This is a genomic window from Variovorax sp. LjRoot130, from assembly GCF_964253755.1.
In the GTDB taxonomy this organism is placed as follows: Bacteria; Pseudomonadota; Gammaproteobacteria; order Burkholderiales; family Burkholderiaceae_C; genus Variovorax.
In genome coordinates this window covers 3,571,024-3,595,984 of the sequence record NZ_CAXURM020000001.1, presented here as the reverse complement: position 1 = coordinate 3,595,984, position 24,961 = coordinate 3,571,024, and the positions used below count along the sequence as shown (strand labels likewise).

Genomic DNA, 24,961 nt, shown 5'->3' with positions numbered 1-24,961 from the left:
AAGCGCATCTAAGTTGTTGAATCACAAAGAGAAGATCATCTCGGTCGCACCGATGATGGATTGGACCGACCGCCACTGCCGCTACCTTCACCGGCTGCTGACGCGCCGCGCCTTGCTCTACACCGAGATGGTGACCACGGGCGCGCTGGTGCACGGCGACGTGCCGCGGCATCTTCGTTTCAACGTCGAGGAACATCCGGTCGCGCTGCAACTCGGCGGCAGCGAGCCGGCCGAGCTCGCGCATTGCGCCAAGCTCGGCGAGGAATGGGGTTACGACGAGATCAACCTCAACTGCGGCTGCCCAAGCGAGCGCGTGCAACGCGGCGCTTTCGGCGCCTGCCTGATGAACGAGCCGCAGCTGGTGGCCGACTGCGTGAAGGCGATGGTCGACGTGGTGAAGGTGCCGGTCACCGTCAAGCACCGCATTGGCATCGACAAGACCGAGAGCTACGAGTTCGTGCGCGATTTCGTCGGCGCGGTGAGCGAGGCGGGCTGCCGCACCTTCATCGTCCATGCGCGCAACGCCTGGCTCAAGGGCCTGTCGCCCAAGCAGAACCGCGAGGTGCCGCCGCTGCGCTACGAGCTGGTGCACCGGCTGAAGCACGACTTCCCCGAGCTCGTTTTTTCGATCAACGGCGGCTTCGACGACAACGCGCAGATGCATGCGCACCTGCGCCTGCTCGACGGCGTCATGATCGGGCGCGAAGCCTATCACAACCCCTGGTGGCTCAGCGAATGGGACGCGGTCTTCTACAAGGAAGCGCCTTCCACGCTCACGCGCGAAGAGGTCGAGCTAGCGATGTGCGACTACATGGTGCGCGAGGCCGCCGAGCACGGCACGCCGTGGTCGAACATCGCGCGCCACATGCTGGGCCTGCGCAACGGCCTCGCGGGTGCGCGCCGCTGGCGTCAGGTGTGGAGCGACCACAGGCTCAAGGCGCTGGCGCCGCACGACGTGATGGCGCTCGCGCACGAGCCTGTGGCGCAGGCGGCCTGATCAGGCCGCCATCAGCCGCGCTTCGGGCACGTCCTCGATGGTGGTGCGGCGCAGCTCGCGGCGCTCGGCGATGTCGTAGCGCCTGCCGCGGTGCAGGATGCTGCTGAGCGACTTCAGGTCGCGGCTTCCAAACCGTTCCTGAAGTGCTGCTGCATGCGCGCCATGGCAGCAGCCGGATCGCGCGCCTGGATCGCGGCCATGATCGCGCGGTGCTCCTTGAGCGACTCGGCGATGCGGCCCGACTTCAACAGCGAGTTGTGCCGGTTGAGCTTCATCACCTTGCGCAAGTCGGCCACCATCTGGTCGCGCCAGCGGTTGTCGGCGATGGCCAAGAGCCGCATGTGGAAGCGCTCGTTGACCGCGAAGAAGTGGGCGCGGTCCACCTTGCCGGGGGCGGCAGCGGCTTCGAGCTCGGCGTGCAGCGCTTCCAGCTCGGCCAGCTGCGCCTCGGAAACGTGTTCAGCCACCACGCCGGCGGCATCGCTTTCGAGCAGGCTCAGCAGGTGATAGACGTCGGCCAGGTCTTTCTCGGACACCTCGGTCACATAGGCGCCGCGCCGCACTTTCATCGTGACCAAGCCCTCCGCCGCCAGCACCTTCAGCGCCTCGCGCAGCGGCGTGCGGCTGATGCCGTATTCCTCCGCCAGCTTGAGTTCGTCGATCCAGCTGCCGGGCTCGAGCTCGCGGTTGAAGATGCGCTGGCGCAGCAGCTCCGCCACCTCTTCATAGAGGGCACGCGGGGTCAGGGTGAGGGCGGACATGCACGGAATGTACCGCAAGTACGGACTCTGAATTAATAATTACAGATGGGTTAGACTCGCCTTGAACTGTCTCGCCCCTGCGTGGACACTCCTCGACACTTGCACGACCTTGCAAAGCGGCGCCCATGAGCAAATCCGAACCGAACTTCAAAACCGCGACCCTCGAAGCCTGGACCCAAGCCGCTGCCAAGTCTGCTCCGGGCGGAGACCTGTCGGCGCTGAACTGGATCACGCCCGACGGCATCACCGTCAAGCCGCTCTACACCGCCGCCGACCTGCAGGGCCTGAAGTACACCGACACGCTGCCTGGCTTCGAGCCCTACCTGCGCGGACCGCAAGCCACCATGTACGCGGTGCGCCCATGGACCATCCGGCAGTACGCGGGCTTCTCGACCGCCGAGGAGTCGAACGCCTTCTATCGCAAGGCGCTGGCCGCGGGCGGGCAGGGCGTGAGCGTGGCCTTCGACCTGGCCACGCACCGCGGCTACGACAGCGACCATCCGCGCGTGACCGGCGACGTCGGCAAGGCCGGCGTGGCGATCGACAGTGTGGAGGACATGAAGATCCTGTTCGACCAGATCCCGCTCGACAAGGTCAGCGTCTCGATGACCATGAACGGCGCGGTGCTGCCGGTGCTCGCGGGCTACATCGTCGCGGCCGAGGAACAGGGTGTCGCGCAGGACCAGCTCTCGGGGACCATCCAGAACGACATCCTCAAGGAGTTCATGGTCCGCAACACCTACATCTTTCCGCCCGAGCCTTCGATGCGCATCATCGGGGACATCATCGAGTACACGGCCCAGAAGATGCCGAAGTTCAACTCGATCTCGATCAGCGGCTATCACATGCAGGAGGCCGGCGCCAACCAGGCGCTCGAGCTCGCCTTCACGCTGGCCGACGGCAAGGAGTACGTGAAGACCGCGCTGGCCAAGGGCCTGGACGTCGACGGCTTCGCCGGGCGCCTGAGCTTCTTCTGGGCCATCGGCATGAACTTCTACCTCGAGGTGGCCAAGATGCGCGCGGCGCGCCTGCTGTGGTGCCGGATCATGAAGGAGTTCAACCCCAAGAACCCCAAGAGCCTGATGCTGCGCACCCATTGCCAGACATCGGGCTGGAGCCTGACCGAGCAGGACCCGTACAACAACGTGGTGCGCACCACCATCGAGGCGATGGCGGCGGTGTTCGGCGGCACGCAGAGCCTGCACACCAACGCGCTCGACGAAGCCATCGCGCTGCCGACCGAGTTCAGCGCGCGCATCGCGCGCAACACGCAACTCATCATCCAGGAAGAGACGCACATCACGAACGTGATCGACCCGTGGTCCGGCAGCTACATGATGGAGAAACTCACGCAGGACATGGCCGACGCCGCCTGGGCGATCATCGAGGAGGTCGAGGCCATGGGCGGCATGACCAAGGCGGTGGACAGCGGTTGGGCCAAGCTCAAGATCGAGGCGGCCGCAGCCGACAAGCAGGCGCGCATCGATTCGGGCCGGGACGTGATCGTCGGCGTCAACAAGTACAAGCTCGAGTCCGAGGACACGCACGACATTCTTCAGATCGACAACGTCAAGGTGCGCGACGGCCAGATCGCCAGGCTCAAGGCGATCCGCGAGAAGCGCGACGGCGCTGCGGTGCAAGCGGCGCTCGATGCGCTCACGGCGGCTGCAGAAAGCGGCAAGGAAAATCTGCTCGACCTGAGCGTCCAGGCGGTGCGCCTGCGCGCCACGGTCGGCGAGATCAGCGACGCGCTCGAAAAGGTCTACGGCCGGCACCGCGCCGACACGCAGAAGGTGACTGGCGTCTATGCCGCCGCCTACGACTCGGCCGAAGGCTGGGAGGCGCTGCAGCACGAGATTGCGGCCTTCGCCGAAGAGCAGGGCCGGCGCCCGCGCGTGATGATCTCCAAGCTCGGCCAGGACGGCCACGACCGCGGCGCGAAGGTCGTCGCCACCGCCTTCGCCGACCTCGGCTTTGACGTCGACATGGGGCCGCTGTTTCAGACCCCCGAGGAGTGCGCGCGCCAGGCGATCGAGAACGATGTGCATGCGGTGGGTGTGAGCACCCTCGCGGCGGGCCACAAGACGCTGGTACCGGCGATCATCCAGGAGCTGAAGAAGCAGGGCGCCGACGACATCATCGTCTTCGTCGGCGGCGTGATTCCGCGGCAGGACTACGACTTTCTGTACGAGGCAGGCGTCAAGGGCATTTACGGTCCGGGCACGCCGATTCCGGCCAGCGCCAAGGACGTCCTGGAACAGATTCGCGCGGCGGCTGCCGCCTGAGCATGCCGGTTCGAACTCCGGTCACAGCCGAAGCACTGGTTGCAGCGGACGGCCCGCAGCAACGCCGCGCCATCGCCAAGGCGATCACGCTGCTCGAATCCACGCGCCCCGATCACCGCACCCAAGCCGACGAACTGCTCACGGCGCTGCTGCCGCACACCGGCAAGTCCTTCCGGCTCGGCATCTCCGGCGTGCCCGGTGTCGGCAAGTCGACCTTCATCGAGACGCTGGGCCTCCATCTGATCGGGCAGGGCCATCGCGTCGCGGTGCTCACGATCGACCCTTCGTCCACGGTGTCGGGCGGCTCGATCCTCGGGGACAAGACGCGCATGGAGAAGCTGTCGGTCCATGAACGCGCCTACATCCGGCCCAGCCCCTCGAGCGGCACGCTGGGCGGAGTGGCCGAGAAGACGCGCGAGGCGATGCTGGTGTGCGAAGCCGCGGGCTACGACATCGTGATCGTCGAAACCGTGGGTGTCGGCCAGAGCGAAACCGCGGTCTCCGGCATGACCGACATGTTCGTGCTGCTGCAACTGCCCAATGCCGGCGACGACCTGCAGGCGATCAAGAAGGGCGTGATGGAGCTGGCCGACCTGGTCGTCATCAACAAGGCCGACATCGACAAGGATGCGGCGACGCGCGCGCAGGCCCAGATTACTTCCGCGCTGCGGCTCTTCGGCCATCACGGCAATCCGGCGCACGCGCAGCACATGCACGCGGCCCATGCGGCGCCCGGTTCGCCGGAAGCGGAAGTGCGCTTCTGGCTGCCCAAGGTGATCCAGCTGAGCGCGCTGCTGGGCACCGGCATCGACGCCTTCTGGGCCGCGGTGCTGCTGTTCAAGGCGCTGCAAACCGCCAACGGCAAGCTTGCCACGCGCCGCGAAAAACAGGCGCTCGCGTGGATGTGGGAACGCATCGACGCAGGGCTCAAGCAGGCTTTTCGCCAGCATCCGCAGGTGCGCGAGCAGCTGCCGCAGGCCAGCGCCCAGGTGGCGGCCGGCACGCTGCCGGCCTCGACCGCCGCACGCAATCTGCTCGCAGCCCAGGCGGGGCGGGCGCAGTTCAACACTTCCGACAGGACGACATGAAAGAAATCCTCGAACAACTCGAAAAACGGCGCGCGCAGGCGCGGCTCGGCGGTGGCCGGAAGCGCATCGATGCCCAGCATGCCAAGGGCAAGCTGACGGCGCGCGAGCGCATCGAACTCCTGCTCGACGACAACACCTTCGAAGAGTGGGACATGTTCGTCGAGCACCGCTCCAGCGACTTCGGCATGGCCGACAACAAGATCCCCGGCGACGGCGTGGTCACCGGCTACGGCATGATCAACGGCCGCCTGGTCTTCGTCTTCAGCCAGGACTTCACCGTCTTCGGCGGCGCGCTCAGCGAAGCGCATGCCGAGAAGATCTGCAAGGTGATGGACCAGGCGATGAAGGTCGGCGCACCGGTCATCGGCCTCAACGACTCGGGCGGCGCCCGCATCCAGGAAGGCGTCGCCTCACTCGGCGGCTATGCCGAGGTGTTCCAGCGCAACGTGATGGCTTCCGGCGTGGTGCCGCAGATCAGCATGATCATGGGCCCGTGCGCGGGCGGCGCGGTGTATTCGCCGGCCATGACCGACTTCATCTTCATGGTGCGCGACAGCTCCTACATGTTCGTCACGGGCCCCGACGTGGTGAAGACCGTGACCCACGAGGACGTGACGGCCGAGGAGCTCGGTGGCGCCACCACGCACACCACCAAGAGCGGCGTGGCCGACATGGCTTTCGAGAACGACGTCGAGGCGCTGATGATGCTGCGCCGGCTCTACAACTACCTGCCGCTCAACAACCGCGAGAAGGCGCCGGTGCGCCCGAGCGGCGACCCGGCCGATCGCGCCGACCTGTCGCTCGACACCCTGGTGCCCGACAACCCGAACAAGCCCTACGACATGAAGGAGCTGATCGTGAAGGTGGTCGACGACGGCGAGTTCTTCGAGCTGCAGCCCGACTACGCGAAGAACATCGTGATCGGCTTCGCGCGCATGGAGGGGCAGAGCGTCGGCATCGTCGCCAACCAGCCGCTGGTGCTGGCCGGTTGCCTGGACATCAAGTCCTCGATCAAGGCTGCACGCTTCGTGCGCTTCTGCGATGCCTTCAACATCCCGGTCGTCACCTTTGTCGATGTGCCCGGCTTCATGCCCGGCACCAGCCAGGAGTACGGCGGCATCATCAAGCACGGCGCGAAGCTGCTCTATGCCTATGCCGAGTGCACGGTGCCGAAGATCACGGTGATCACGCGCAAGGCCTACGGCGGCGCCTACGACGTGATGGCCTCCAAGCATTTGCGCGGCGACGTCAATCTCGCCTGGCCGCGTGCCGAGATCGCGGTGATGGGCGCCAAGGGCGCGGTGGAGATCATCTTCCGCGAGGACAAGAACGATCCCGAGAAGCTGGCCGCGCGCGAGGCCGAATACAAGGCGCGCTTCGCCAATCCCTACGTGGCGGGCACGCGCGGCTACATCGACGATGTGATCCTGCCGAGCGAAACGCGCAAGCGCATCTGCCGCAGCCTGGTGATGTTGCGCGAGAAGAAGCTCGACAACCCGTGGCGCAAGCACGGAAACATCCCGCTCTGAGCCGGAGACAACAACATGTTCAAGAAAATCCTGATTGCGAATCGCGGCGAGATCGCTTGCCGCGTTATCAAGACCGCGAAGAAGATGGGCATCCTCACGGTCGCGGTGTATTCCGATGCCGACAAGGACGCGCGCCATGTCGAGCTGGCCGATGAGGCCGTGCACATCGGCGCCTCGCCGAGCCGTGAGAGCTACCTGCAGGCCGAGCGCATCATCGCCGCCTGCAAGAAGACCGGCGCCCAAGCCGTGCACCCGGGCTACGGCTTCCTGTCCGAGAACGAAGGCTTCGCGAAGAAGGTCGAGGAAGAGGGCATCGTCTTCATCGGCCCCAAGCACTACTCGATCGCGGCCATGGGCGACAAGATCGCCTCGAAGAAGCTTGCGAACGAGGCCAAGGTCAACACCATCCCGGGTTGGAACGACGCGATCGAAACGGCCGAGCGCGCGGTGGAGATCGCGCGCGGGGTCGGCTATCCGGTGATGATCAAGGCCTCGGCCGGCGGCGGCGGCAAGGGCCTGCGCGTGGCCTTCAACGACAAGGACGCCTTCGAGGGCTTCACCTCCTGCCGCAACGAGGCGCGCAACAGCTTCGGCGACGACCGCGTGTTCATCGAAAAGTTCGTCGAGGAGCCGCGCCACATCGAGATCCAGGTGCTCGGCGACGCGCAGGGCAACGTGATCTACCTCAACGAGCGCGAGTGCTCGATCCAGCGGCGCCACCAGAAGGTGATCGAAGAGGCGCCGTCGCCTTTCATCAGCGAGGCCACGCGCAAGGCCATGGGCGAGCAGGCGGTGGCACTCGCCAAGGCGGTGAACTACCAGAGCGCAGGCACGGTGGAGTTCGTGGTCGGCAAGGACCAGAGCTTCTACTTCCTCGAGATGAACACGCGGCTGCAGGTGGAGCATCCGGTGACGGAGGCGATCACCGGGCTGGACCTGGTCGAGCTCATGATCCGCGTGGCCGCGGGCGAGAAGCTGCCGCTGGCGCAGGAAGAGGTACAGCGCAACGGCTGGGCCATCGAGTGCCGCATCAACGCCGAAGATCCGTTCCGCAATTTCCTGCCGTCGACCGGACGGCTGGTGCGCTTCCAGCCGCCGAAGGAGACGCTGTTCGCCGCGGAGCGCCCGGCTTCGAGCGCCTACGGCGGCGTGCGGGTCGACACCGGCGTCTACGACGGCGGCGAGATCCCGATGTTCTACGACTCGATGATCGCCAAGCTGATCGTGCACGGGCGCGACCGCAACCATGCGATCGCGCTGATGCGCGAGGCGCTCAACGGCTTCGTGATCCGCGGCATCGGCAGCAACATCCCGTTCCAGGCCGCGCTGCTCGCGCATCCCAAGTTCGTGAGCGGCGAATTCAACACCGGCTTCATCGCCGAGCACTACGGCAAGGGTTTCCATGCCGAGGACGTGCCGCACGACGATCCGGATTTCCTGGTCGCGCTGGCAGCCTACATGCACCGGCGCTACCGCGCGCGCGCCTCGGGCATCAGCGGGCAGCTCGAGGGGCACAGTGTGAAAGTGGGCGAGCAGTTCGTGGCGGTCGTGCTCGATGCGAAGGGGCAGCATGTGCACACGCCCGTCACGGTCAACGACTTCCACGGGCAGACGGGTTCCAGCGCGGTCGCGGTGGGTGCCCACAGCTACAAGATCGACAGCCAGGCGCCGCTCGGCAGCGTCCGTGTCGAGGGCACGGTGAACGGCCGCGCCTTTACCGCGCAGGTCGAGCGGGGTGCCGGCAAGAATCCGCTGGCGCTGCGCGTTTCGCACAACGGCACACAGATCGAAGCGATCGTGCTCTCGCCGCTGGGGTCGCGCTTGTCGAAGCTCATGCCCTACAAGGCGCCGCCGGACCTCAGCAAGTTCCTGATGTCGCCGATGCCGGGCCTTTTGGTCGAGGTCTCGGTGCAGCCGGGCCAGCAGGTGCAGGCCGGCGAGAAGCTTGCGGTGATCGAGGCCATGAAGATGGAAAACGTGCTCTTCGCCACGCAGGATGGCGTGGTCGGCAGCATCTCGGCCGCCAAGGGCGAATCGCTCGCGGTCGATCAAGTGATTCTGGAGTTCGCATGATGGGTGTCAACGATCTGCTTCCGGCTGCCAAAGCCGTTACCCTGCATCGGCCGGCCGCCAAGCCGGCGGCGCCGCGCGGTCCCTGGCCGGTCGAGGCCGTGCAGGCCTTGCTCGACAAGCCCTTCAACGACCTGCTGTTCGAAGCCCAGACCGTGCATCGTGCGCACTTCCCCGAGGGCGACATCGAGCTGGCCACACTGCTGTCGGTCAAGACCGGCGGCTGCCCCGAGAACTGCGGCTACTGTCCGCAGTCCGCCGAATTCGACACCGGCGTGAAGGCGCAGAAGCTGATGGAAGTCGACGAGGTCGTGCGCGCTGCTCAGGCGGCCAAGGACGCCGGCGCCACGCGCTTCTGCATGGGTGCGGCCTGGCGCGCGCCCAAGGACCGCGACGTCGAGAAGGTGGCGGTGCTGGTGGAAGCAGTCAAGGGCCTGGGCCTGCAGACCTGCGCCACGCTGGGCATGCTCGAGCCGCAGCATGCGAAGCAGCTCAAGGCCGCGGGCCTGGACTACTACAACCACAACCTCGACACCGCGCCCGAGTACTACGGCGACATCGTCGACACGCGCACCTACCAGGACCGGCTCGACACGCTGGCCCACGTGCGCGCCGCCGGCATCAGCGTGTGCTGCGGGGGCATCGTCGGCATGGGCGAGACGCCGGTGCACCGCGCGGGCCTGATCGCGCAGCTGGCCAATCTCGATCCTTATCCGGAGTCCGTGCCCATCAACAGCCTGGTGCGCGTGCCGGGCACGCCGCTGGCCGATGCCGACCCGATCGACCCATTGGACTTCGTGCGCATGATCGCCGTGGCGCGTATCACGATGCCCAAGGCGCGTGTGCGGCTGTCTGCCGGCCGGCAGCAGTTGGGCGAAGCGGTGCAGGCGCTGTGCTTCCTGGCCGGCGCCAACTCGATCTTCTATGGCGACAAGCTGCTGGTGACCGGCAACCCGGACGTGGAAGCCGACGTGCAACTGCTGCGCAAGCTGGGGCTCGAGGCGCGGCGGACCAGCGAACAAGGAGCATGTGCATGAACCGTCCTTTCAAGGTGCTCGGCGTCCAGCAGATCGCGATCGGCGGGCCCGACAAGACGCGCCTGCAGAAGCTCTGGGTCGAAATGCTCGGCCTCGAAGTGACCGGCACCTTCAAGAGCGAGCGCGAGAACGTCGACGAGGACATCTGCGTGATCGGCAGCGGACCTTTCAAGGTCGAGGTCGACCTGATGCAGCCGCTCGATCCCGAGAAGAAGCCGGCCGTCCATACCACGCCGCTCAATCACGTGGGCCTGTGGATCGACGATCTGCCTGCCGCCGTCGGATGGCTCGGCGCCCAGGGCGTGCGCTTCGCGCCGGGCGGCATCCGCAAGGGCGCGGCCGGCTTCGACATTTGTTTTCTGCACCCCAAGGGCAACGAGGAGTTCCCGATCGCGGGCGAAGGCGTGCTGATCGAACTCGTGCAGGCGCCGCCGGAAGTGGTAGCGGCTTTCTCGGCCCTGGCGGCAGGCTGAGCGCTCAAGCGCCCATGCAGGGCAGCAGGGCGTCGAGGATCAGGTTTTCTTGCCGTCGGCACGCGAAGCGGCCGCAGCGCGCGCGCGTGCCAGGGCGGCTTCGATCACGGCACGCTTGCGGTCCGGCGCAGCTTCGGGTGCCTTGGCGACCCGGGGTTCGTCGTGCTTCTCGCGCCGCTTGCCGTGCGCCTCATAGCGCTTGCGTGCCTGATCGGCTTGGGCCTGCGACCAGGCTTGCCAGCCGCTCTTGCCCGGCGTCGCCACTTCGAGCGAAATGCAGTCGACCGGGCAGGCCGGAATGCAGAGTTCGCAGCCCGTGCAGTGTGTTTCGATCACGGTGTGCATGCGCTTGTGGATGCCGAGGATCGCGTCGGTCGGGCAGGCGTCGAGGCACAGCGTGCAGCCGATGCACCAGGCCTCGTCGATCACGGCCAGGGCGCGTGGGCCTTCGGCGCCGAATTGCGGGTCGATCGGCCGCACCGGCTGGCCGGTGAGCTGCGACAGGCGCGCCACGCCTTCGGCGCCTCCCGGCGGGCATTGGTGGATGCCGGCACTGCCTTCTGCAATGGCTTGTGCGTACCCGGCGCAATCGGGATAGCCGCAGCGCGTGCACTGCGTTTGGGGCAGTGCGTCAAGGATGCGTGCAGCCAGCGCGTACACGGCCCTGGATCGTCAACGCGCAGCGCCGCGCGTCCGCCGCGCAGGGGCGGACTTGCGCGCCACGGCAGGGCGCTTGGCCGCCGCAGCGGCCTTGACCGTGTCTTCGGCCGTCACGCTGGAGCGCTCGGCGCGCTTTTGCGGCTGATCGTGCGCGGCGATGAAGGCCTTCACCTCGGGGTAGACCCGTTCGCGCCAGCGGCGACCGCTGAAGATGCCGTAGTGGCCGGCGCCCTTGACTTCGTAGTGCTGCTGATGGGCGGCGCTGACGCCGGTGCACAGTTCGTGCGCGGCGCGGGTCTGGCCGGAGCCCGAGATGTCGTCCAGCTCGCCCTCGATCGTCAGCAGGCCGGTCGAATGGATGTCCTGCGGACGTACGCGCTCGAGCACGCCTTCGGGGCTCTTCACTTCCCAGGTGCCGTTGACAAGCTCGAAGTCCTGGAACACGGTGCGAATGGTGTCGAGGTAGTAGTCCGCATCCATGTCGAGCACGGCGTTGTACTCGTCATAGAACTTGCGGTGTGCCTCGGCGCTCGCGTCGTCGCCCTTGATCAGGTCCTTGAAGTAGTCGTAGTGGCTGCTTGCATGGCGATCCGGATTCATTGCGACGAAACCGGTGTGCTGCAGAAAGCCCGGGTACACGCGGCGGCCGACGCCCGGAAAGCCCTCCGGCACCCGATAGATCACGTTGTTCTCGAACCACTCGTAGCTCTTGTTCATCGCCAGGTTGTTGACGGCGGTGGGCGACTTGCGGGCATCGATGGGGCCGCCCATCATGGTCAGCGACAGCGGAATCTTCTCGCCGCGGCTGGCCATCAGCGACACCGCAGCCAGCACCGGCACCGTGGGCTGGCAGACGCTGATCACGTGGCAGTGTCCGTACTCGGCCTGCAGGTGGCGGATGAACTCCTGAACATAGTTGATGTAGTCGTCGAGGTGGAACTCGCCTTCGGACAACGGGACGAGGCGCGCATTGACCCAGTCGGTGACGTAGACCTTGTGATCCTGCAGCATGGTGCGCACGGTGTCGCGCAAAAGCGTTGCGTAGTGGCCCGACAAGGGCGCCACGATCAGCACCACGGGCTGGCTCTTGAGCGTCTGCAGGGTATGCGGCTCGTCGGTGAAACGCTTGAAGCGCCGCAGCTGGCAGAAGGGCTTCTCGATCTCGACGACTTCCTGGATCACCACATCATCGCCGTCGACCTTGACAGTCTTGATGTCGAACTCGGGCTTCTCGTAGTCCTTGCCCAGGCGGTAGAGGAGGTCGTACCCGGCCGCCATGCGCTGCGCCAGCGGTGTCTGGCCGAAGACGGCGCCTTGACCGTAGAGCTTGGAGGCAGCCTGCGCGAAGTCGGCGAACGGCTCCATCAGGGAGCGTTGTGCTTCGTAGAGTTGATAGAGCATGAGGTCTGCGCGTTATGGGATGTTGCGATGCAATATATCAGCGGCGCAGACCAAATGTGCTAGGCACAAACACCCAATTGGTCTGGCCAATTTGTATCAGATGACCTTGGCGATGCTCTGGCAGACGTGGTCGATGTTCTTGCTGTTGAGCGCGGCCACGCACATGCGTCCGGTGTCGGTGCCGTAGACGCCGAACTCTTCGCGCAGGCGCACCATCTGGTCCTTGCTGAGGCCCGAATAGCTGAACATGCCGATCTGCGTGGTGATGAAGCTCATGTCTTCCTTCACGCCGGCGGCCTTGAGGCCGTCGACCAGCTTCTGGCGCATCGCCTTGATGCGCACGCGCATCTCGCCGAGCTCTTGTTCCCACAGCGCGCGCAGTTCGGGCGTGCCGAGCACGGTTGCGACCACGGCGCCCCCGTGCGTCGGCGGGTTGCTGTAGTTGGTGCGGATCGCGACCTTGAGCTGGCTCAGCACGCGCGCGGCTTCTTCCTTGCTTTCGCACAGCACCGAGAGGGCGCCGACGCGTTCGCCGTAGAGGCTGAAGCTCTTGGAGAAGGAGGTCGAGACGAAGAAGTCCAGGCCGGCAGCGACGAACTTGCCGATGGCCGCGCCGTCCTCCTGGATGCCGTAGCCGAAGCCCTGATAGGCCATGTCGAGGAAGGCAACAAGCTTCCTCGACTTGACGGCCGCGACGACTTGGTCCCACTGGGCCGACGTGATGTCGTAGCCGGTCGGGTTGTGGCAGCAGGCGTGCAGCACGACGATGGTGCCGGCCGGGGCGGCGTTCAACGCGGCCAGCATGCCTTCGAAGTCGATGCCGCGCTTGGCAGCGTCGTAGTAGGGATAGCTTTCGACCGGGAAGCCGGCGTTGGTGAACAGGGCGCGGTGGTTTTCCCAGCTCGGGTCGCTGATCAGCACCTTGGCGTCGGGGTTGAGCTTCTTGAGGAAGTCGGCGCCGACCTTGAGGCCACCGGTTCCGCCGATGCCCTGGATGGTCGCGACGCGGCCGGACTTCACGGGCTCGCTGTCGGCGCCGAACACCAGGCCCTTCACGGCGTTGTCATAGGCCGCGATGCCGTCGATCGGCAGATAGCCGCGCGCGGTGGGCGTCTTGGTCATGCTCTGTTCGACCGCCTGTACGCACTGCAAGAGCGGCAGCTTGCCGTTGTCGTCGTAGTAGACGCCGACGCCGAGATTGACCTTGTTGGGGTTGCTGTCGGCGGCGAATTGCTCGTTGAGGCCCAGGATCGGGTCGCGCGGCGCCATCTCGACGGCGGTGAACATTGACATGGAAAAGTCCTTTGGGGGGTGATCGATGCACGGAACCCCGGATCAGCGTTTAAGCTTTCCGGTTGCCTTGAATTTTACCGGCCGCGCCACCAACTCCCAGGGTCCACGCCATGCCAGAAATCACTGAAGCCATTCCCGAGCCGCAACACGCCGACCCGGTCGGTCCTGCAAAGCAGGGCGAATTCATCAAGTTCCCCGGTTCGCCGTTCGAGCTCTACCAGCCTTATCCGCCTGCAGGCGATCAGCCGAACGCGATTGCCGGCCTGGTCGAGGGTGTGCAGGACGGCGAGGTGTTTCAGACCCTGCTCGGCGTCACCGGCTCGGGCAAGACCTTCACCATGGCCAACGTGATCGCCCGGCTGGGCCGGCCGGCCATCGTGTTCGCGCCCAACAAGACGCTGGCCGCGCAGCTTTACAGCGAGTTTCGCGAGTTCTTTCCGAAGAACGCGGTCGAGTATTTCGTGAGCTACTACGACTATTACCAGCCCGAGGCCTACGTGCCGCAGCGCGACCTGTTCATCGAGAAAGACAGCTCGATCAACGAGCACATCGAGCAGATGCGGTTGTCGGCGACCAAGAGCGTGCTGGAGCGGCGCGACACCGTCATCGTGGCCACGGTGAGCGCGATTTACGGCATCGGCACGCCCGAGGACTACACGCAGATGCGCTTCATCATGCGCACCGGCGACAAGATCGGCCAGCGCGACGTGATCGGCCGGCTGATTCGCATGCAGTACACGCGCAACGAGCAGGATTTTTCGCGCGGCACCTTCCGCGTGCGCGGCGACACGATCGACGTGTTTCCGGCCGAGCACAGCGAGCTGGCGATCCGCATCGAGCTGTTCGACGACGAGATCGAGACGCTGCAGCTCTTCGATCCGCTCACGGGGCGCATCCGGCAGAAGATCCCGCGCTTCACGGTGTACCCCTCGAGCCACTACGTGACGCCGCGCGACAAGGTGCTGAGCGCGGTCGAGACCATCAAGATCGAGCTCGACGGCCGGCTCAAGGAGTTCGTGAGCCAGGGCAAGCTGGTCGAGGCGCAGCGGCTGGAGCAGCGCACGCGCTTCGATCTCGAAATGCTGGCCGAGATCGGCCACTGCAAAGGCATCGAGAACTACACCCGCCATCTCTCGGGCGCCGCGCCGGGCGAACCGCCCGCGACGCTGACCGACTACCTGCCGAAGGACGCGCTGATGTTCCTCGACGAGAGCCACCAGATGATCGGCCAGCTGGGCGGCATGTACAACGGCGACCGCGCGCGCAAGACCACGCTGGTCGAATACGGCTTCCGGCTGCCGTCGGCGCTCGACAATCGGCCGCTCAAGTTCGACGAGTTCGAAACGCGCATGCGGCAGTGCATCTTCGTCTCCGCTACGCCTGCGCAATACGAAAAGGACAACGCCGGCAACGTGGTCGAGCAGCTGGTGCGGCCGACCGGGCTGATCGACCCGGAAGTCGAGGTCCGCCCCGCTACCCACCAGGTGGACGACGTGCTGCAGGAAATCCGGCTGCGCGTCGACAAGAACGAGCGCGTGCTGATCACCACGCTCACCAAGCGCATGGCCGAGCAGTTGACCGACTACCTGAGCGACAACGGCGTCAAGGTGCGCTACCTGCACAGCGATGTCGACACGGTAGAGCGCGTCGAGATCCTGCGCGACCTGCGCCTCGGGGCCTTCGACGTGCTGGTCGGCATCAACTTGCTGCGCGAAGGCCTCGATATTCCCGAGGTGTCGCTGGTGGCGATCCTCGATGCCGACAAGGAAGGTTTTCTTCGCGCCGAGCGTTCGCTGATCCAGACCATCGGCCGGGCGGCGCGCAATCTGAACGGCAAGGCCATCCTCTATGCCGACCGCATGACCGACTCGATGACCAAAGCCATCGGCGAGACCGAGCGGCGGCGCGCGCGGCAGATCGCCCACAACGAGGCCCACGGCATCACGCCGCGCAGCATCGTGAAACAGGTGCGCGACCTGATCGACGGCGTCTACAGCGAAAAATCGACCAAGGAAGCCGCCAAGCGCGATCTCGAGCGCGCGAAGGTCGAGGACATGTCCGAAAAGGATGTCGCGCGCGAGATCAAGCGGCTGGAAAAGCTCATGCTGGAACATGCGCGCAACCTCGAGTTCGAGAAAGCCGCCCGGGTGCGCGACCAACTGGCGTTGTTGCGCGAGCAGGCTTTCGGCGCGCCCGGCAGGGACAACATCACAATACCGTCCGTGGGCGAGGCGGGCTCCTGATCGTCATTTGGAGCTTTCAATCGGGTTTACCCGAGCAAGCCGAAGGGCCTTCTGCTATACTTGAGCGAATTACTCAAGCAAACGAACTTCGCGATGAAGAACCGGCTCCTACCGACTGGATCACCAGCGGAAAGTGGGTCGGGAAGGGCGGAGACGGCGTCACCGAAGCCCACAACAGCCGCGGTGTCATTTCAACGGTAAGCACTCAAAGGAGCTTGCGATGCGTCTCACTACCAAAGGCCGTTTTGCGGTCACAGCCATGATCGATCTGGCGCTGCGCCAGAACACCGGTCCGGTCACGCTGGCCGCGATCAGCCAGCGGCAGCAGATTTCCCTTTCGTACCTCGAACAGCTGTTCGGCAAGCTGCGCCGTCACGAGTTGGTCGAGTCGACCCGCGGCCCCGGCGGCGGCTATTCGCTCGGCCGCAAGGCAGCGGATATCACCGTGGCCGACATCATTGTTTCCGTCGATGAACCCATCGATGCCACGCAATGCGGCGGCAAGGAAAACTGCCTGGGTGAAGCCGGCCGTTGCATGACCCATGAGCTGTGGGCATCGCTGAACCAGCGCATGGTCGAGTTCCTCGATTCCGTCACGCTGCAGAAGCTGGTGGACGACCAGCTCGCCAAGGGCGTGCAGATCGAGAACAAGCCGGCGGTCAAGCGCGCGATTTCGAGCCAGCCGGTGGTCAAGCCGATCCGGGTCAACGCCCCGAATTCGGTGTTCGCACTGGGCAACGTCTTCGCCAAGTCGTGATCGAGGGGGCGCCTCGCGGCGCCGCTCGATCCGCTTTGACCCCGTTTCGACAAAGATAAACCCCCGCCAGCCTGAGCCAGCCATGGACGTCACTCCTCATTTCCCGATCTATCTCGACTACGGCGCGACGACGCCGGTCGATTCGCGCGTCGTCGACGCGATGATTCCCTGGTTGCGAGAGCACTTCGGCAACCCGGCATCGCGCAGCCACGCCTGGGGCTGGGAAGCGGAGGAGGTCGTCGAGAAGGCGCGTGCCGACGTGGCCGACCTGATCGGCGCCGACCCGCGCGAAATCGTCTGGACTTCGGGCGCCACCGAGTCGAACAACCTCGCGCTCAAGGGCGCGGCGCAGTTCTACAAGGGCAAGGGCAAGCACCTGATCACGGTCAAGACCGAGCACAAGGCCGTGCTCGACACCATGCGTGAACTCGAGCGCCAGGGCTTCGAAGTGAGCTACCTGGACGTGCAGGAAAACGGCCTGCTCGATCTCGAGGTCTTCAAGGCCGCGATTCGCCCCGACACCGTCCTCGCGAGCGTGATGTTCGTGAACAACGAGATCGGCGTGATCCAGGACGTGGTGACGCTCGGCAACATCTGCCGCGAAAAGGGCGTGATCTTCCACGTCGATGCGGCGCAGGCCACCGGCAAGGTCGAGATCGACGTCAAGAGCTTGCCGATCGACCTCATGAGCCTGGCTTCGCACAAGACCTACGGCCCCAAGGGCATCGGCGCGCTGTACGTGCGTCGCAAGCCGCGCGTGCGGCTGGAAGCCCAGATGCACGGCGGCGGCCATGAGCGCGGCATGCGCTCGGGCACTCTGCCCACCCACCAGATCGTCGGCATGGGCGAGGCTTTCCGCCTTGCCAAGCTCGAGATGAAGGAAGACATTGTCAAGGCGCGTGCCTTGCAGCAGCGCCTGCTCAACGGCCTGAAGGACGTCGAGCAGGTCTTCATCAACGGCGACCTCGAACACCGCGTGCCGCACAACCTCAACATGAGCTTCAACTATGTCGAGGGCGAGTCGCTGATCATGGGCATCAAGGGCCTGGCGGTGTCGAGCGGTTCGGCCTGCACCTCGGCCAGCCTGGAGCCCAGCTATGTGCTGCGCGCGCTCGGCCGTAGCGACGAGCTCGCGCACAGCAGCCTGCGCATGACGATCGGCCGCTTCACGACCGCGGAAGAAATCGACTACGCGATCTCCACCATCAAGCACAACGTCGCCAAGCTCCGCGAGCTGAGCCCCCTGTGGGAAATGTTCCAGGACGGCATCGACATCAGCACGATCCAGTGGTCGGCGCATTGAACAAAGACTGAGAGGTACACCCATGGCATATTCATCCAAGGTCATCGACCACTATGAAAACCCCCGCAACGTCGGCTCCTTCGAAAAGGGCGACGACTCGGTGGGCACGGGCATGGTCGGCGCACCGGCGTGCGGCGACGTCATGAAGCTGCAGATCAAGGTCAACCCGGAAACCGGTGTGATCGAAGACGCGCGCTTCAAGACCTATGGTTGCGGCTCGGCGATCGCGTCCTCTTCCCTCGTGACCGAATGGGTCAAGGGCAAGACCCTCGACCAAGCGGCCGCGCTGAAGAATGCGCAGATCGCCGAAGAACTGGCGCTGCCGCCGGTCAAGATCCACTGCTCGATCCTCGCGGAAGACGCGATCAAGGCGGCCGTCAGCGACTACAAGGCCAAGCACGGCGCTGCCGTGGCAAGCACGGAAGCTGCTCACTGACATGGCTGTGACCCTCACCGAATCGGCCGCGCGCCACGTCACCCGCTACCTCGGGAAGCGGGGCAAGGGCGTGGGCGTGCGGCTGGGCGTCAAGACCACGGGCTGCTCGGGCCTGGCCTACAAGCTCGAGTACGTGGACGAACTGGCGCCCGAAGATGTCGTGTTCGAAGACCATGGCGTGAAAGTGCTGGTCGACCCCAAGAGCCTGGCGTACATCGACGGCACGCAGCTGGATTTCGTGCGGGAAGGCCTCAACGAGGGCTTCAAGTTCAACAACCCGAACGAACGCGACCGCTGCGGCTGCGGCGAAAGCTTCCGCATCTGATTTCCGATCGGCTTCGCGCCCGAGCCGCCACCATGTCATGTGCTGGCGGCTTTTTATCGCCATGAACCTGAACGACACCGACTTCGAACTTTTCGCCGTGCCTGCCCGCTTTGCGCAGGACCGTGCCGCGCTGGACGCGCGCTGGAAGGAACTGCAGCGCGAGGCGCACCCCGATCGCTTTGCGGCCCAGGGCGCTGCGGCACAGCGTGTCGCGATGCAGTGGTCGGTGCGCATCAATGAGGCCTATCAGCGGCTCAAGGACCCGATCAAGCGGGCGAGCTATTTGTGCGCGCTGAACGGCTCCCCCATCGATGCCGAGAAAAACACGGCGATGCCCCCGGATTTCCTCCATCAGCAGATGGAATGGCGGGAGGAGCTCGATGAGGCGCGCGACGCCGCCGCGCTCGACAAGCTGCGCGCGGAGGTCGAGGTCGGCCGCGCTCGTGCGCTGTCCTCGCTCGACTGGCTGATCGACGAGAAAGGCGATTACCCCGGCGCGGCGCGCCAGGTGAGAGCCCTCATGTTCATAGAGCGCTTTGCACAGGACATCGAAGCCAAGTCCGAGCAGTGGGGACAATAGCGGGATGAATTGCCCCCACGTTCATCACTTCGTGTATTCGCTGCCCCCCGAGGGGGGGGCGCGGGCCCCCCTTGGGGCGGCCCGGCGGGAGGCCTGATGCCATTGCTCCAGATTTCAGAACCCGGCCAGGCGCCGGATCCGCACCAGCGCCGCATCGCGGTCGGCATCGACCTCGGCACCACGCATTCGCTGGTGGCGGCGGTGCGCAGCGGCGTGGCCGAATGCCTGCCCGACGCCGAAGGCCGCGTGGTGCTGCCGTCGGCCGTGCGCTACCTCGACAAGGATCGCCGCCAGATCGGCTTCGATGCGCTGGCCGCGCGTGCCGTCGACCCGGCCAACGTCATCACCTCGGTCAAGCGCCTGATGGGGCGCGGCGTGCAGGACATCGTCAACCGCGATGCCATGGCCTACCGCCTGAGCGGCGATGCGGGTATGGCCAAGGTGCAGACCGCGGCCGGCGAGAAGTCGCCGGTCGAGGTGAGCGCCGAAATCCTCGCGACCTTGCGCTATCGGGCCGAGGACACCTTCGACGACGAGCTCTACGGCGCCGTGATTACCGTGCCCGCGTACTTCGACGAAGGCCAGCGCCAAGCCACCAAGGATGCGGCCCAGCTTGCCGGGCTCAACGTGCTGCGCCTGATCAGCGAACCGACGGCGGCCGCGATCGCCTACGGCCTGGACAACGCGAGCGAGGGCGTCTACGCGGTCTACGACCTCGGCGGCGGCACCTTCGACATCTCGATCCTGAGGCTCACGCAGGGCGTGTTCGAAGTCATCGCCACCGGCGGCGACTCGGCGCTCGGCGGCGACGACTACGACCATGCGCTCGCCGATCTCGTGCTGGCGCAAGCCGGTCTCGAGGCGCAAAGCGACACAGACAAGGCCATGCTGCTGGTGGCCGCGCGGGCCGCCAAGGAGGCGCTGACGGCTGCCGAATCCGCCACTTTCGCGGCGGACGTGGCAGACACCCCGCTGCGCGTCGAAATCCGGCGCGAGCAGTTCGAGGCCGCCACCGCCAGCCTCACCGCACGCACCATCGCGGCCGTGCGCAAGGCGCTGCGCGATGCCCGGCTCCAGCCGGGCGAGCTGCAGGGCATCGTGCTGGTCGGCGGTGCCACGCGCATGCCGCAGATTCGGCATGCCGTCGCCGCATTCTTCGGCCGCGAGCCGCTGATCAACCTGAACCCCGACGAAGTCGTCGCGCTCGGCGCCGCGATCCAGGCCAACCAGCTCGCCGGCAACGGCGGCGCCGACGACCTGCTGCTGCTCGACGTGATTCCACTCTCGCTCGGCATCGAGACCATGGGCGGACTGGTCGAGCGCATCGTGCCACGCAACCAGACCATCCCGACGGCCATGGCGCAGGACTTCACGACCTACCAGGACGGCCAGACCGCATTGGCACTGCACGTGGTGCAGGGCGAGCGCGACCTGGTCGCCGATTGCCGCAGCCTCGCGCGTTTCGAGCTGCGCGGGATTCCGCCGATGGCTGCGGGCGCCGCGCGCATCCGCGTCACCTTCACAGTCGATGCCGATGGGCTGCTCAGCGTGAGCGCGAAGGAGCAAGGCAGCGGCGTGGAAGCGAGCGTCACGGTGAAGCCGTCCTACGGCCTTTCCGACGACCAGATCGCGTCCATGCTGCAGGAAAGCTTCTCGACCGCGGAGCAGGATATGCAGGCGCGTGCGCTGGTCGAGGCGCGCGTGGATGCCGACCGCATGCTGCTGGCCACGCAGAGCGCGCTGGATGCCGACGGCGAGCTCCTGAGCGCCGAGGAGCGCGGGGCGATCGAGGCGCTGATGGCCGCGCTGCGCGAGGCGCGAACAGCCAACGACGCAGCGGTCGTCGAAGCCGCGACCAAGGCATTGGCGGATGGCACCGAAGCCTTTGCCGCCGAGCGAATGAATGCGGGCATCGCGCGTGCGCTCTCGGGCCGCCAGATCGAATCTCTCTAGAACCCTCAATGCCCACGATCAAGATCCTTCCTCATTCCGAGTATTGCCCGCAGGGCGCCGAGATCAGCGCGCCGGCCGGCACCTCGATCTGCGAGGCGCTGCTCGAGAACCACATCCATATCGAACACGCCTGCGAGATGAGCTGCGCCTGCACCACCTGCCACGTCGTGGTGCGCAAGGGGCTCGAATCGTTGAACGAGGCGGAAGAGGGCGAGGAAGACCTGCTCGACCGCGCCTGGGGACTCGAGCCGCAGTCACGGCTGAGCTGTCAGGCGATACTGGGGCAGACCGATCTGACGGTCGAGATTCCGAAATATTCGATCAACCACGCCAAGGAAAACCACTGATGACGCGCCAGATCGTCCTGGACACCGAAACCACAGGACTTTCGGCAGAGAACGGCGACCGCGTCATCGAGCTCGGCTGCGTGGAGCTGTTCAATCGCAAGCTCACCGGCAACGACCTGCACATCTATTTCAATCCGGAGCGCGAGAGCCACGAAGACGCGCTCAAGGTCCACGGACTGACGACCGATTTCCTGCGCGACAAGCCGAAGTTCGTCACGCTCGCGAACGACGTCGTCGAGTACTTGCGCGATGCCGAGCTGATCATCCACAACGCGGCCTTCGACGTCGGCTTCCTCAACAAGGAATTCGAGCTTGCCGGCCTGCCGCCGCTGCGCAGTTTCGTCGGCGAAGTCACCGATACGCTGGCGATGGCGAAGGCGGTCTACCCTGGCAAGCGCAATTCGCTGGACGCGCTGTGCGACCGCTTCGGCGTCGACCGCTCGAACCGCACCTTCCACGGCGCCAAGCTGGATGCGCAGTTGCTGGCCGACGTCTACATCAACCTGACGCGCGGCCAGGATGCGCTCCTGATCGACGTCGCATCGAACGAGCCGACCACGGGCACGGTGGTGATGATCGATCTGCGCAGCATCGAACTGCCCGTGCTGGTGGCGACCGAGCACGAACTCGCCGCCCACGAAGAACTGCTGCTGCAGCTCGACAAATCCAGCAAAGGCCAAACGCTTTTCCGGCAAATCGACGGAAACGCTGTGGCATAATTGCGGGCTTCGCGCCACACGGCACGAAAATCCATCTGGCGCACCGAGCGTCGGACATCATTTGATTCGACGCCGATGGCGTCGAGGGGCGGTTAGCTCAGGGGTAGAGCACAGCATTCACACTGCTGGGGTCGGAGGTTCGAAGCCTCCACCGCCCACCAATTTCCTTTTTCCTTATCCTGCTGTTTGTTGTGTCGGCTGGTGCCGACGCCAACTGCGGCAGTGCGCTGCTTGTCGCGCGCCGCAAAGCGCGTAGAACGCTAGGGAAAGGAGAAGCGATCATGGCCACGAGTCCCGATCTTCCGACGCCCATCACCTCCGATCCGCCCGACGTGCCGGAGCTTCCGGTCGAGCCGGACGAAGGTCCCGCCACCCCGCCGGGCGGTCCTTCGGATCCCGAAAACCCGTTCCCCGCCCAGCCGGAGTGAACCTGGCGGGCGCGGGCCCGCTAAGCTCGCCGGATGGATGAATTCGATTGCGCTGTCATCGGCGCCGGTGTCGTGGGCCTGGCCGTTGCCCGAGCGCTTGCGCTCAAAGGCCGCGAGGTGGTCGTGCTCGAGGCCGAAGGCGCCATCGGCACCGGCACCAGCTCCCGCAACAGCGAGGTGATCCACGCGGGCATCTACTACCCCGAGGGTTCGCTCAAGGCGCGTCTGTGCGTCGAAGGCAAGCAGTTGCTCTACGACTACGCGGCCGAGCGCGGCCTGCCGCACCGGCGCTGCGGCAAGCTGATCGTGGCCACGGCGCCGACGCAGGTCGCGCAATTGGACGCGATCGCCGCCAAGGCGCGGGCCAATGACGTCGACGATCTCGTGCTGCTCACGCGGGAGCAGGCGCGCGCGATGGAGCCGCAGCTCGAATGCCTGGCCGCTCTGCATTCGCCGAGCACCGGCATCGTCGACAGCCATGCGCTGATGCTGAGCCTGCAGGGCGATCTCGAGCATGCGGGCGGCGTCCTCGCCCTCAAGTCAGCGGTCGTGCGCGCAGAGTGCGCGGACGGCGTCGTCGTCTTGATGGCCCAGGACGGCACCGCCCTGCGTTGCAACAGCGTCGTGAACGCGGCCGGTCTCGCCGCGCCCGCACTCGCACGGCGCTTCGACGGTTTGCCTGCGAGCGCAGTGCCGTCGGCCCATTTCGCCAAGGGCAGCTACTTCACGCTGGCGGGCCGCGCGCCTTTCAGTCGTTTGATCTACCCGGTGCCCGAAGCGGCAGGCCTGGGCGTGCACTTGACGCTCGATCTGGGCGGCCAGGCCAAGTTCGGCCCCGACGTTCAGTGGGTCGATTCACCCGACGACCTGGTGGTCGATCCGAAGCGCGGCGACGGCTTCTATGCCGAGGTGCGCAAGTACTGGCCGGCGTTGCCGGACGGCGCGCTCATCCCCGGGTACGCCGGCATCCGGCCGAAGGTGTCCGGCCCGGGCGAGGCGGCGCGCGATTTTCTGATCGAGGGCCCGGCCACGCACGGCGTTCCGGGGCTGGTCAATCTGTTCGGCATCGAGTCGCCGGGGCTCACCAGCAGCCTCGCGATCGGCCGGCATGTGGCCGCATTGCTGCCGTAGACCCGCGCGGCCATGTACCATGGAACGCCACGCCGCTTGCCGGCGTGAAGCCGCCGGCACGGTGCCGGTGCAATCCACTGAGGGAAGATTTCAATGACTGCATCCTCAAATCTCGAAGCGGCTGCCAACGCCGTGGCCGAAGACATCGCCAGCGACGTTCGCGGTGTGCTCGCCAGCAAGGATCTCGACACCTTGCCGCACATCAAGGCCCTGCGCCAGCGCATCGACAGCAAACTGGCGATCGCACGCGAGCTCGCGGCCGAGAAGAGCAAGCTCGCCGCCAAGAAGGCGCGTGAAGCGGCCAACACCGCCAATGCCTACGCCCATGACGAGCCGTGGCAAATCGCCGGTGCCGCCTTGGCGGTGGGTGTGCTGGTGGGTTTGCTGCTTGGTCGCCGCTGAGCCTCGCCGATTCGGCCGGCGCGAGGGCCTCGGGGGCCTCGCATGAGGCTGTTGTCCCTGTTCGGGCTGGACTCGCGCCTTCGCCGGCTGCGCATCGCAGCCAGCGAAGGCGCCCTGGCAGCCGAAGACCGTGTCCAGCTGCTGCAGCTGGCATGGGAAGAAGAAAAGCAGCGCCTGCAGCTGATGCTGGTCCTGGTGATCGCGGTGATCGGGCTCACGACGGTCGCCGTCGCCTTGCTGTCGGTGGCGGTGGTCGTGCATTTCTGGGAGACGCCGAACCGCGTTGCGGCCGCCTGGGCAGTGGCGGCGATATGGATCGCGCTCTGGCTGGTTGCGGCCGTGGCGTTGATGAGCACCTTGCGCAAGACCTCGGAAGCCTTCGGCCCCGCACGCCGCGAGTTCGAGCGCGATTGGGAATGGGTTCAAGACCGCTTCGGTCTCGGCGACGAGGCCGAAGCGCCACCGCGTGAACCCAGGCCCCAGAGCCGCGAAGAACTGCTCGAGCGCATCGCGCGCCAGCGCGAGCGCATCGCGACGCTGCAGGGCGCGTCGTCGAAGAAGGCCGACGTGCCGCCTGACGACGAGTCCCCCGGCGCCGCAGCGCTGCGGATCGCGCGCGAGCATCCGGTGGCGACCGGCGTCGTGACCGCGGCGGCCGTGGCGGTGCTCGGTCCGCGCCGCCTGCTGCGCTGGGCGGCCATCGTCGTGCCGGTGCTGTGGCGGATGCGCTGATCCGGGAAGAC

General features: G+C 65.9%; 24 protein-coding genes and 1 tRNA gene. 21 read left to right on the top strand and 4 right to left on the bottom strand.

Going from position 1 to position 24,961, the window contains the following annotated elements; genetic code table 11:
• Positions 1-16: 16 nt before the first annotated feature.
• Complete coding sequence (gene dusA / locus ACSQ86_RS17835) at positions 17-997, top strand: tRNA dihydrouridine(20/20a) synthase DusA (protein ID WP_436309345.1); 981 nt, start codon at positions 17-19, stop codon at positions 995-997.
• Positions 998-1,110: 113 nt separating this feature from the next.
• On the opposite strand, the gene ACSQ86_RS17830 is transcribed toward dusA, so the two are convergent.
• Positions 1,111-1,758 carry a GntR family transcriptional regulator gene (locus ACSQ86_RS17830; RefSeq protein ID WP_436309344.1) on the bottom strand — a complete coding sequence of 216 codons (648 nt, stop codon included), beginning with the start codon at positions 1,756-1,758 and terminating at the stop codon, positions 1,111-1,113.
• Positions 1,759-1,883: 125 nt separating this feature from the next.
• On the opposite strand from ACSQ86_RS17830, the gene scpA reads away from it, so the two are divergent.
• Genes scpA through ACSQ86_RS17800 form a run of 6 tightly spaced genes read left to right on the top strand, consistent with a single transcriptional unit; the run spans position 1,884 to position 10,240 of the window.
• The gene (gene scpA / locus ACSQ86_RS17825) at positions 1,884-4,043 is read left to right on the top strand and encodes a methylmalonyl-CoA mutase (protein WP_436309343.1); all 2,160 of its coding nucleotides are present in this window, start codon (positions 1,884-1,886) and stop codon (positions 4,041-4,043) included.
• A gap of 2 nt (positions 4,044-4,045) precedes the next feature.
• Complete coding sequence (gene meaB / locus ACSQ86_RS17820; RefSeq protein ID WP_436309342.1) at positions 4,046-5,131, top strand: methylmalonyl Co-A mutase-associated GTPase MeaB; 1,086 nt, start codon at positions 4,046-4,048, stop codon at positions 5,129-5,131.
• Positions 5,128-6,660: an acyl-CoA carboxylase subunit beta gene (locus ACSQ86_RS17815; RefSeq protein ID WP_436304552.1), complete on the top strand. Its 1,533-nt coding sequence runs from the start codon at positions 5,128-5,130 to the stop codon at positions 6,658-6,660. Before meaB ends, ACSQ86_RS17815 begins: the two co-directional genes overlap by 4 nt.
• 15 nt (positions 6,661-6,675) lie before the next feature.
• Positions 6,676-8,733 (top strand): acetyl-CoA carboxylase biotin carboxylase subunit, encoded by a 2,058-nt coding sequence (locus ACSQ86_RS17810; protein ID WP_436309341.1) that lies wholly within the window; start codon positions 6,676-6,678, stop codon positions 8,731-8,733.
• Positions 8,733-9,767, top strand: a complete 1,035-nt coding sequence (gene bioB, locus ACSQ86_RS17805; protein ID WP_436292845.1) for a biotin synthase BioB — start codon at positions 8,733-8,735, stop codon at positions 9,765-9,767. Before ACSQ86_RS17810 ends, bioB begins: the two co-directional genes overlap by 1 nt.
• Positions 9,764-10,240 carry a VOC family protein gene (locus tag ACSQ86_RS17800; RefSeq protein ID WP_436304550.1) on the top strand — a complete coding sequence of 159 codons (477 nt, stop codon included), beginning with the start codon at positions 9,764-9,766 and terminating at the stop codon, positions 10,238-10,240. Before bioB ends, ACSQ86_RS17800 begins: the two co-directional genes overlap by 4 nt.
• Positions 10,241-10,279: 39 nt before the next feature.
• Here ACSQ86_RS17800 and ACSQ86_RS17795 read toward each other — a convergent pair whose 3' ends face one another.
• From ACSQ86_RS17795 to ACSQ86_RS17785, 3 genes are all read right to left on the bottom strand, one after another.
• Positions 10,280-10,900: an RnfABCDGE type electron transport complex subunit B gene (locus ACSQ86_RS17795; RefSeq protein ID WP_093108190.1), complete on the bottom strand. Its 621-nt coding sequence runs from the start codon at positions 10,898-10,900 to the stop codon at positions 10,280-10,282.
• A gap of 12 nt (positions 10,901-10,912) precedes the next feature.
• The gene (locus ACSQ86_RS17790; RefSeq protein WP_093108188.1) at positions 10,913-12,301 is read right to left on the bottom strand and encodes a polyhydroxyalkanoate depolymerase; all 1,389 of its coding nucleotides are present in this window, start codon (positions 12,299-12,301) and stop codon (positions 10,913-10,915) included.
• A gap of 96 nt (positions 12,302-12,397) precedes the next feature.
• On the bottom strand, positions 12,398-13,594 hold the full coding sequence (locus tag ACSQ86_RS17785; protein WP_436309340.1) for an amino acid aminotransferase: 1,197 nt from the start codon (positions 13,592-13,594) through the stop codon (positions 12,398-12,400).
• A gap of 110 nt (positions 13,595-13,704) precedes the next feature.
• Between ACSQ86_RS17785 and uvrB the strand changes: the two genes are divergently transcribed.
• From uvrB to ACSQ86_RS17715, 14 genes are all read left to right on the top strand, one after another.
• Positions 13,705-15,837: an excinuclease ABC subunit UvrB gene (uvrB, locus tag ACSQ86_RS17780; RefSeq protein ID WP_436309339.1), complete on the top strand. Its 2,133-nt coding sequence runs from the start codon at positions 13,705-13,707 to the stop codon at positions 15,835-15,837.
• Between the two features lie 220 nt (positions 15,838-16,057).
• A complete protein-coding gene (gene iscR, locus ACSQ86_RS17775; protein WP_093108182.1) occupies positions 16,058-16,594 on the top strand; it encodes a Fe-S cluster assembly transcriptional regulator IscR in 537 nt (178 codons plus the stop codon).
• An 82-nt stretch (positions 16,595-16,676) separates the two neighbouring features.
• On the top strand, positions 16,677-17,897 hold the full coding sequence (locus tag ACSQ86_RS17770; protein WP_436309338.1) for an IscS subfamily cysteine desulfurase: 1,221 nt from the start codon (positions 16,677-16,679) through the stop codon (positions 17,895-17,897).
• A 22-nt stretch (positions 17,898-17,919) separates the two neighbouring features.
• Positions 17,920-18,333 carry a Fe-S cluster assembly scaffold IscU gene (iscU, locus tag ACSQ86_RS17765; protein ID WP_436292707.1) on the top strand — a complete coding sequence of 138 codons (414 nt, stop codon included), beginning with the start codon at positions 17,920-17,922 and terminating at the stop codon, positions 18,331-18,333.
• Position 18,334: 1 nt separating this feature from the next.
• Complete coding sequence (iscA, locus tag ACSQ86_RS17760; RefSeq protein WP_093108176.1) at positions 18,335-18,658, top strand: iron-sulfur cluster assembly protein IscA; 324 nt, start codon at positions 18,335-18,337, stop codon at positions 18,656-18,658.
• Between the two features lie 61 nt (positions 18,659-18,719).
• Positions 18,720-19,238: a Fe-S protein assembly co-chaperone HscB gene (hscB, locus tag ACSQ86_RS17755; protein WP_436304546.1), complete on the top strand. Its 519-nt coding sequence runs from the start codon at positions 18,720-18,722 to the stop codon at positions 19,236-19,238.
• Between the two features lie 96 nt (positions 19,239-19,334).
• On the top strand, positions 19,335-21,191 hold the full coding sequence (gene hscA, locus ACSQ86_RS17750) for a Fe-S protein assembly chaperone HscA (RefSeq protein ID WP_436309337.1): 1,857 nt from the start codon (positions 19,335-19,337) through the stop codon (positions 21,189-21,191).
• An 8-nt stretch (positions 21,192-21,199) separates the two neighbouring features.
• Positions 21,200-21,538 carry an ISC system 2Fe-2S type ferredoxin gene (gene fdx / locus ACSQ86_RS17745; protein WP_093108170.1) on the top strand — a complete coding sequence of 113 codons (339 nt, stop codon included), beginning with the start codon at positions 21,200-21,202 and terminating at the stop codon, positions 21,536-21,538.
• Positions 21,538-22,257: a DNA polymerase III subunit epsilon gene (gene dnaQ / locus ACSQ86_RS17740; RefSeq protein WP_436304544.1), complete on the top strand. Its 720-nt coding sequence runs from the start codon at positions 21,538-21,540 to the stop codon at positions 22,255-22,257. Before fdx ends, dnaQ begins: the two co-directional genes overlap by 1 nt.
• Before the next feature lie 86 nt (positions 22,258-22,343).
• A tRNA-Val gene (locus ACSQ86_RS17735) sits at positions 22,344-22,418 on the top strand.
• Between the two features lie 120 nt (positions 22,419-22,538).
• Entirely contained in the window at positions 22,539-22,685 is a 147-nt protein-coding gene (locus ACSQ86_RS17730) for a stereocilin (RefSeq protein ID WP_093108166.1), read from the top strand.
• A gap of 33 nt (positions 22,686-22,718) precedes the next feature.
• Positions 22,719-23,816, top strand: coding sequence for an NAD(P)/FAD-dependent oxidoreductase (locus tag ACSQ86_RS17725; RefSeq protein WP_436304526.1), 1,098 nt, complete (start codon positions 22,719-22,721; stop codon positions 23,814-23,816).
• Positions 23,817-23,909: 93 nt separating this feature from the next.
• Entirely contained in the window at positions 23,910-24,218 is a 309-nt protein-coding gene (locus tag ACSQ86_RS17720; RefSeq protein WP_126837873.1) for a glycine zipper domain-containing protein, read from the top strand.
• 42 nt (positions 24,219-24,260) lie between these two features.
• Entirely contained in the window at positions 24,261-24,950 is a 690-nt protein-coding gene (locus ACSQ86_RS17715) for a phage holin family protein (protein WP_436309336.1), read from the top strand.
• Positions 24,951-24,961: the final 11 nt, after the last annotated feature.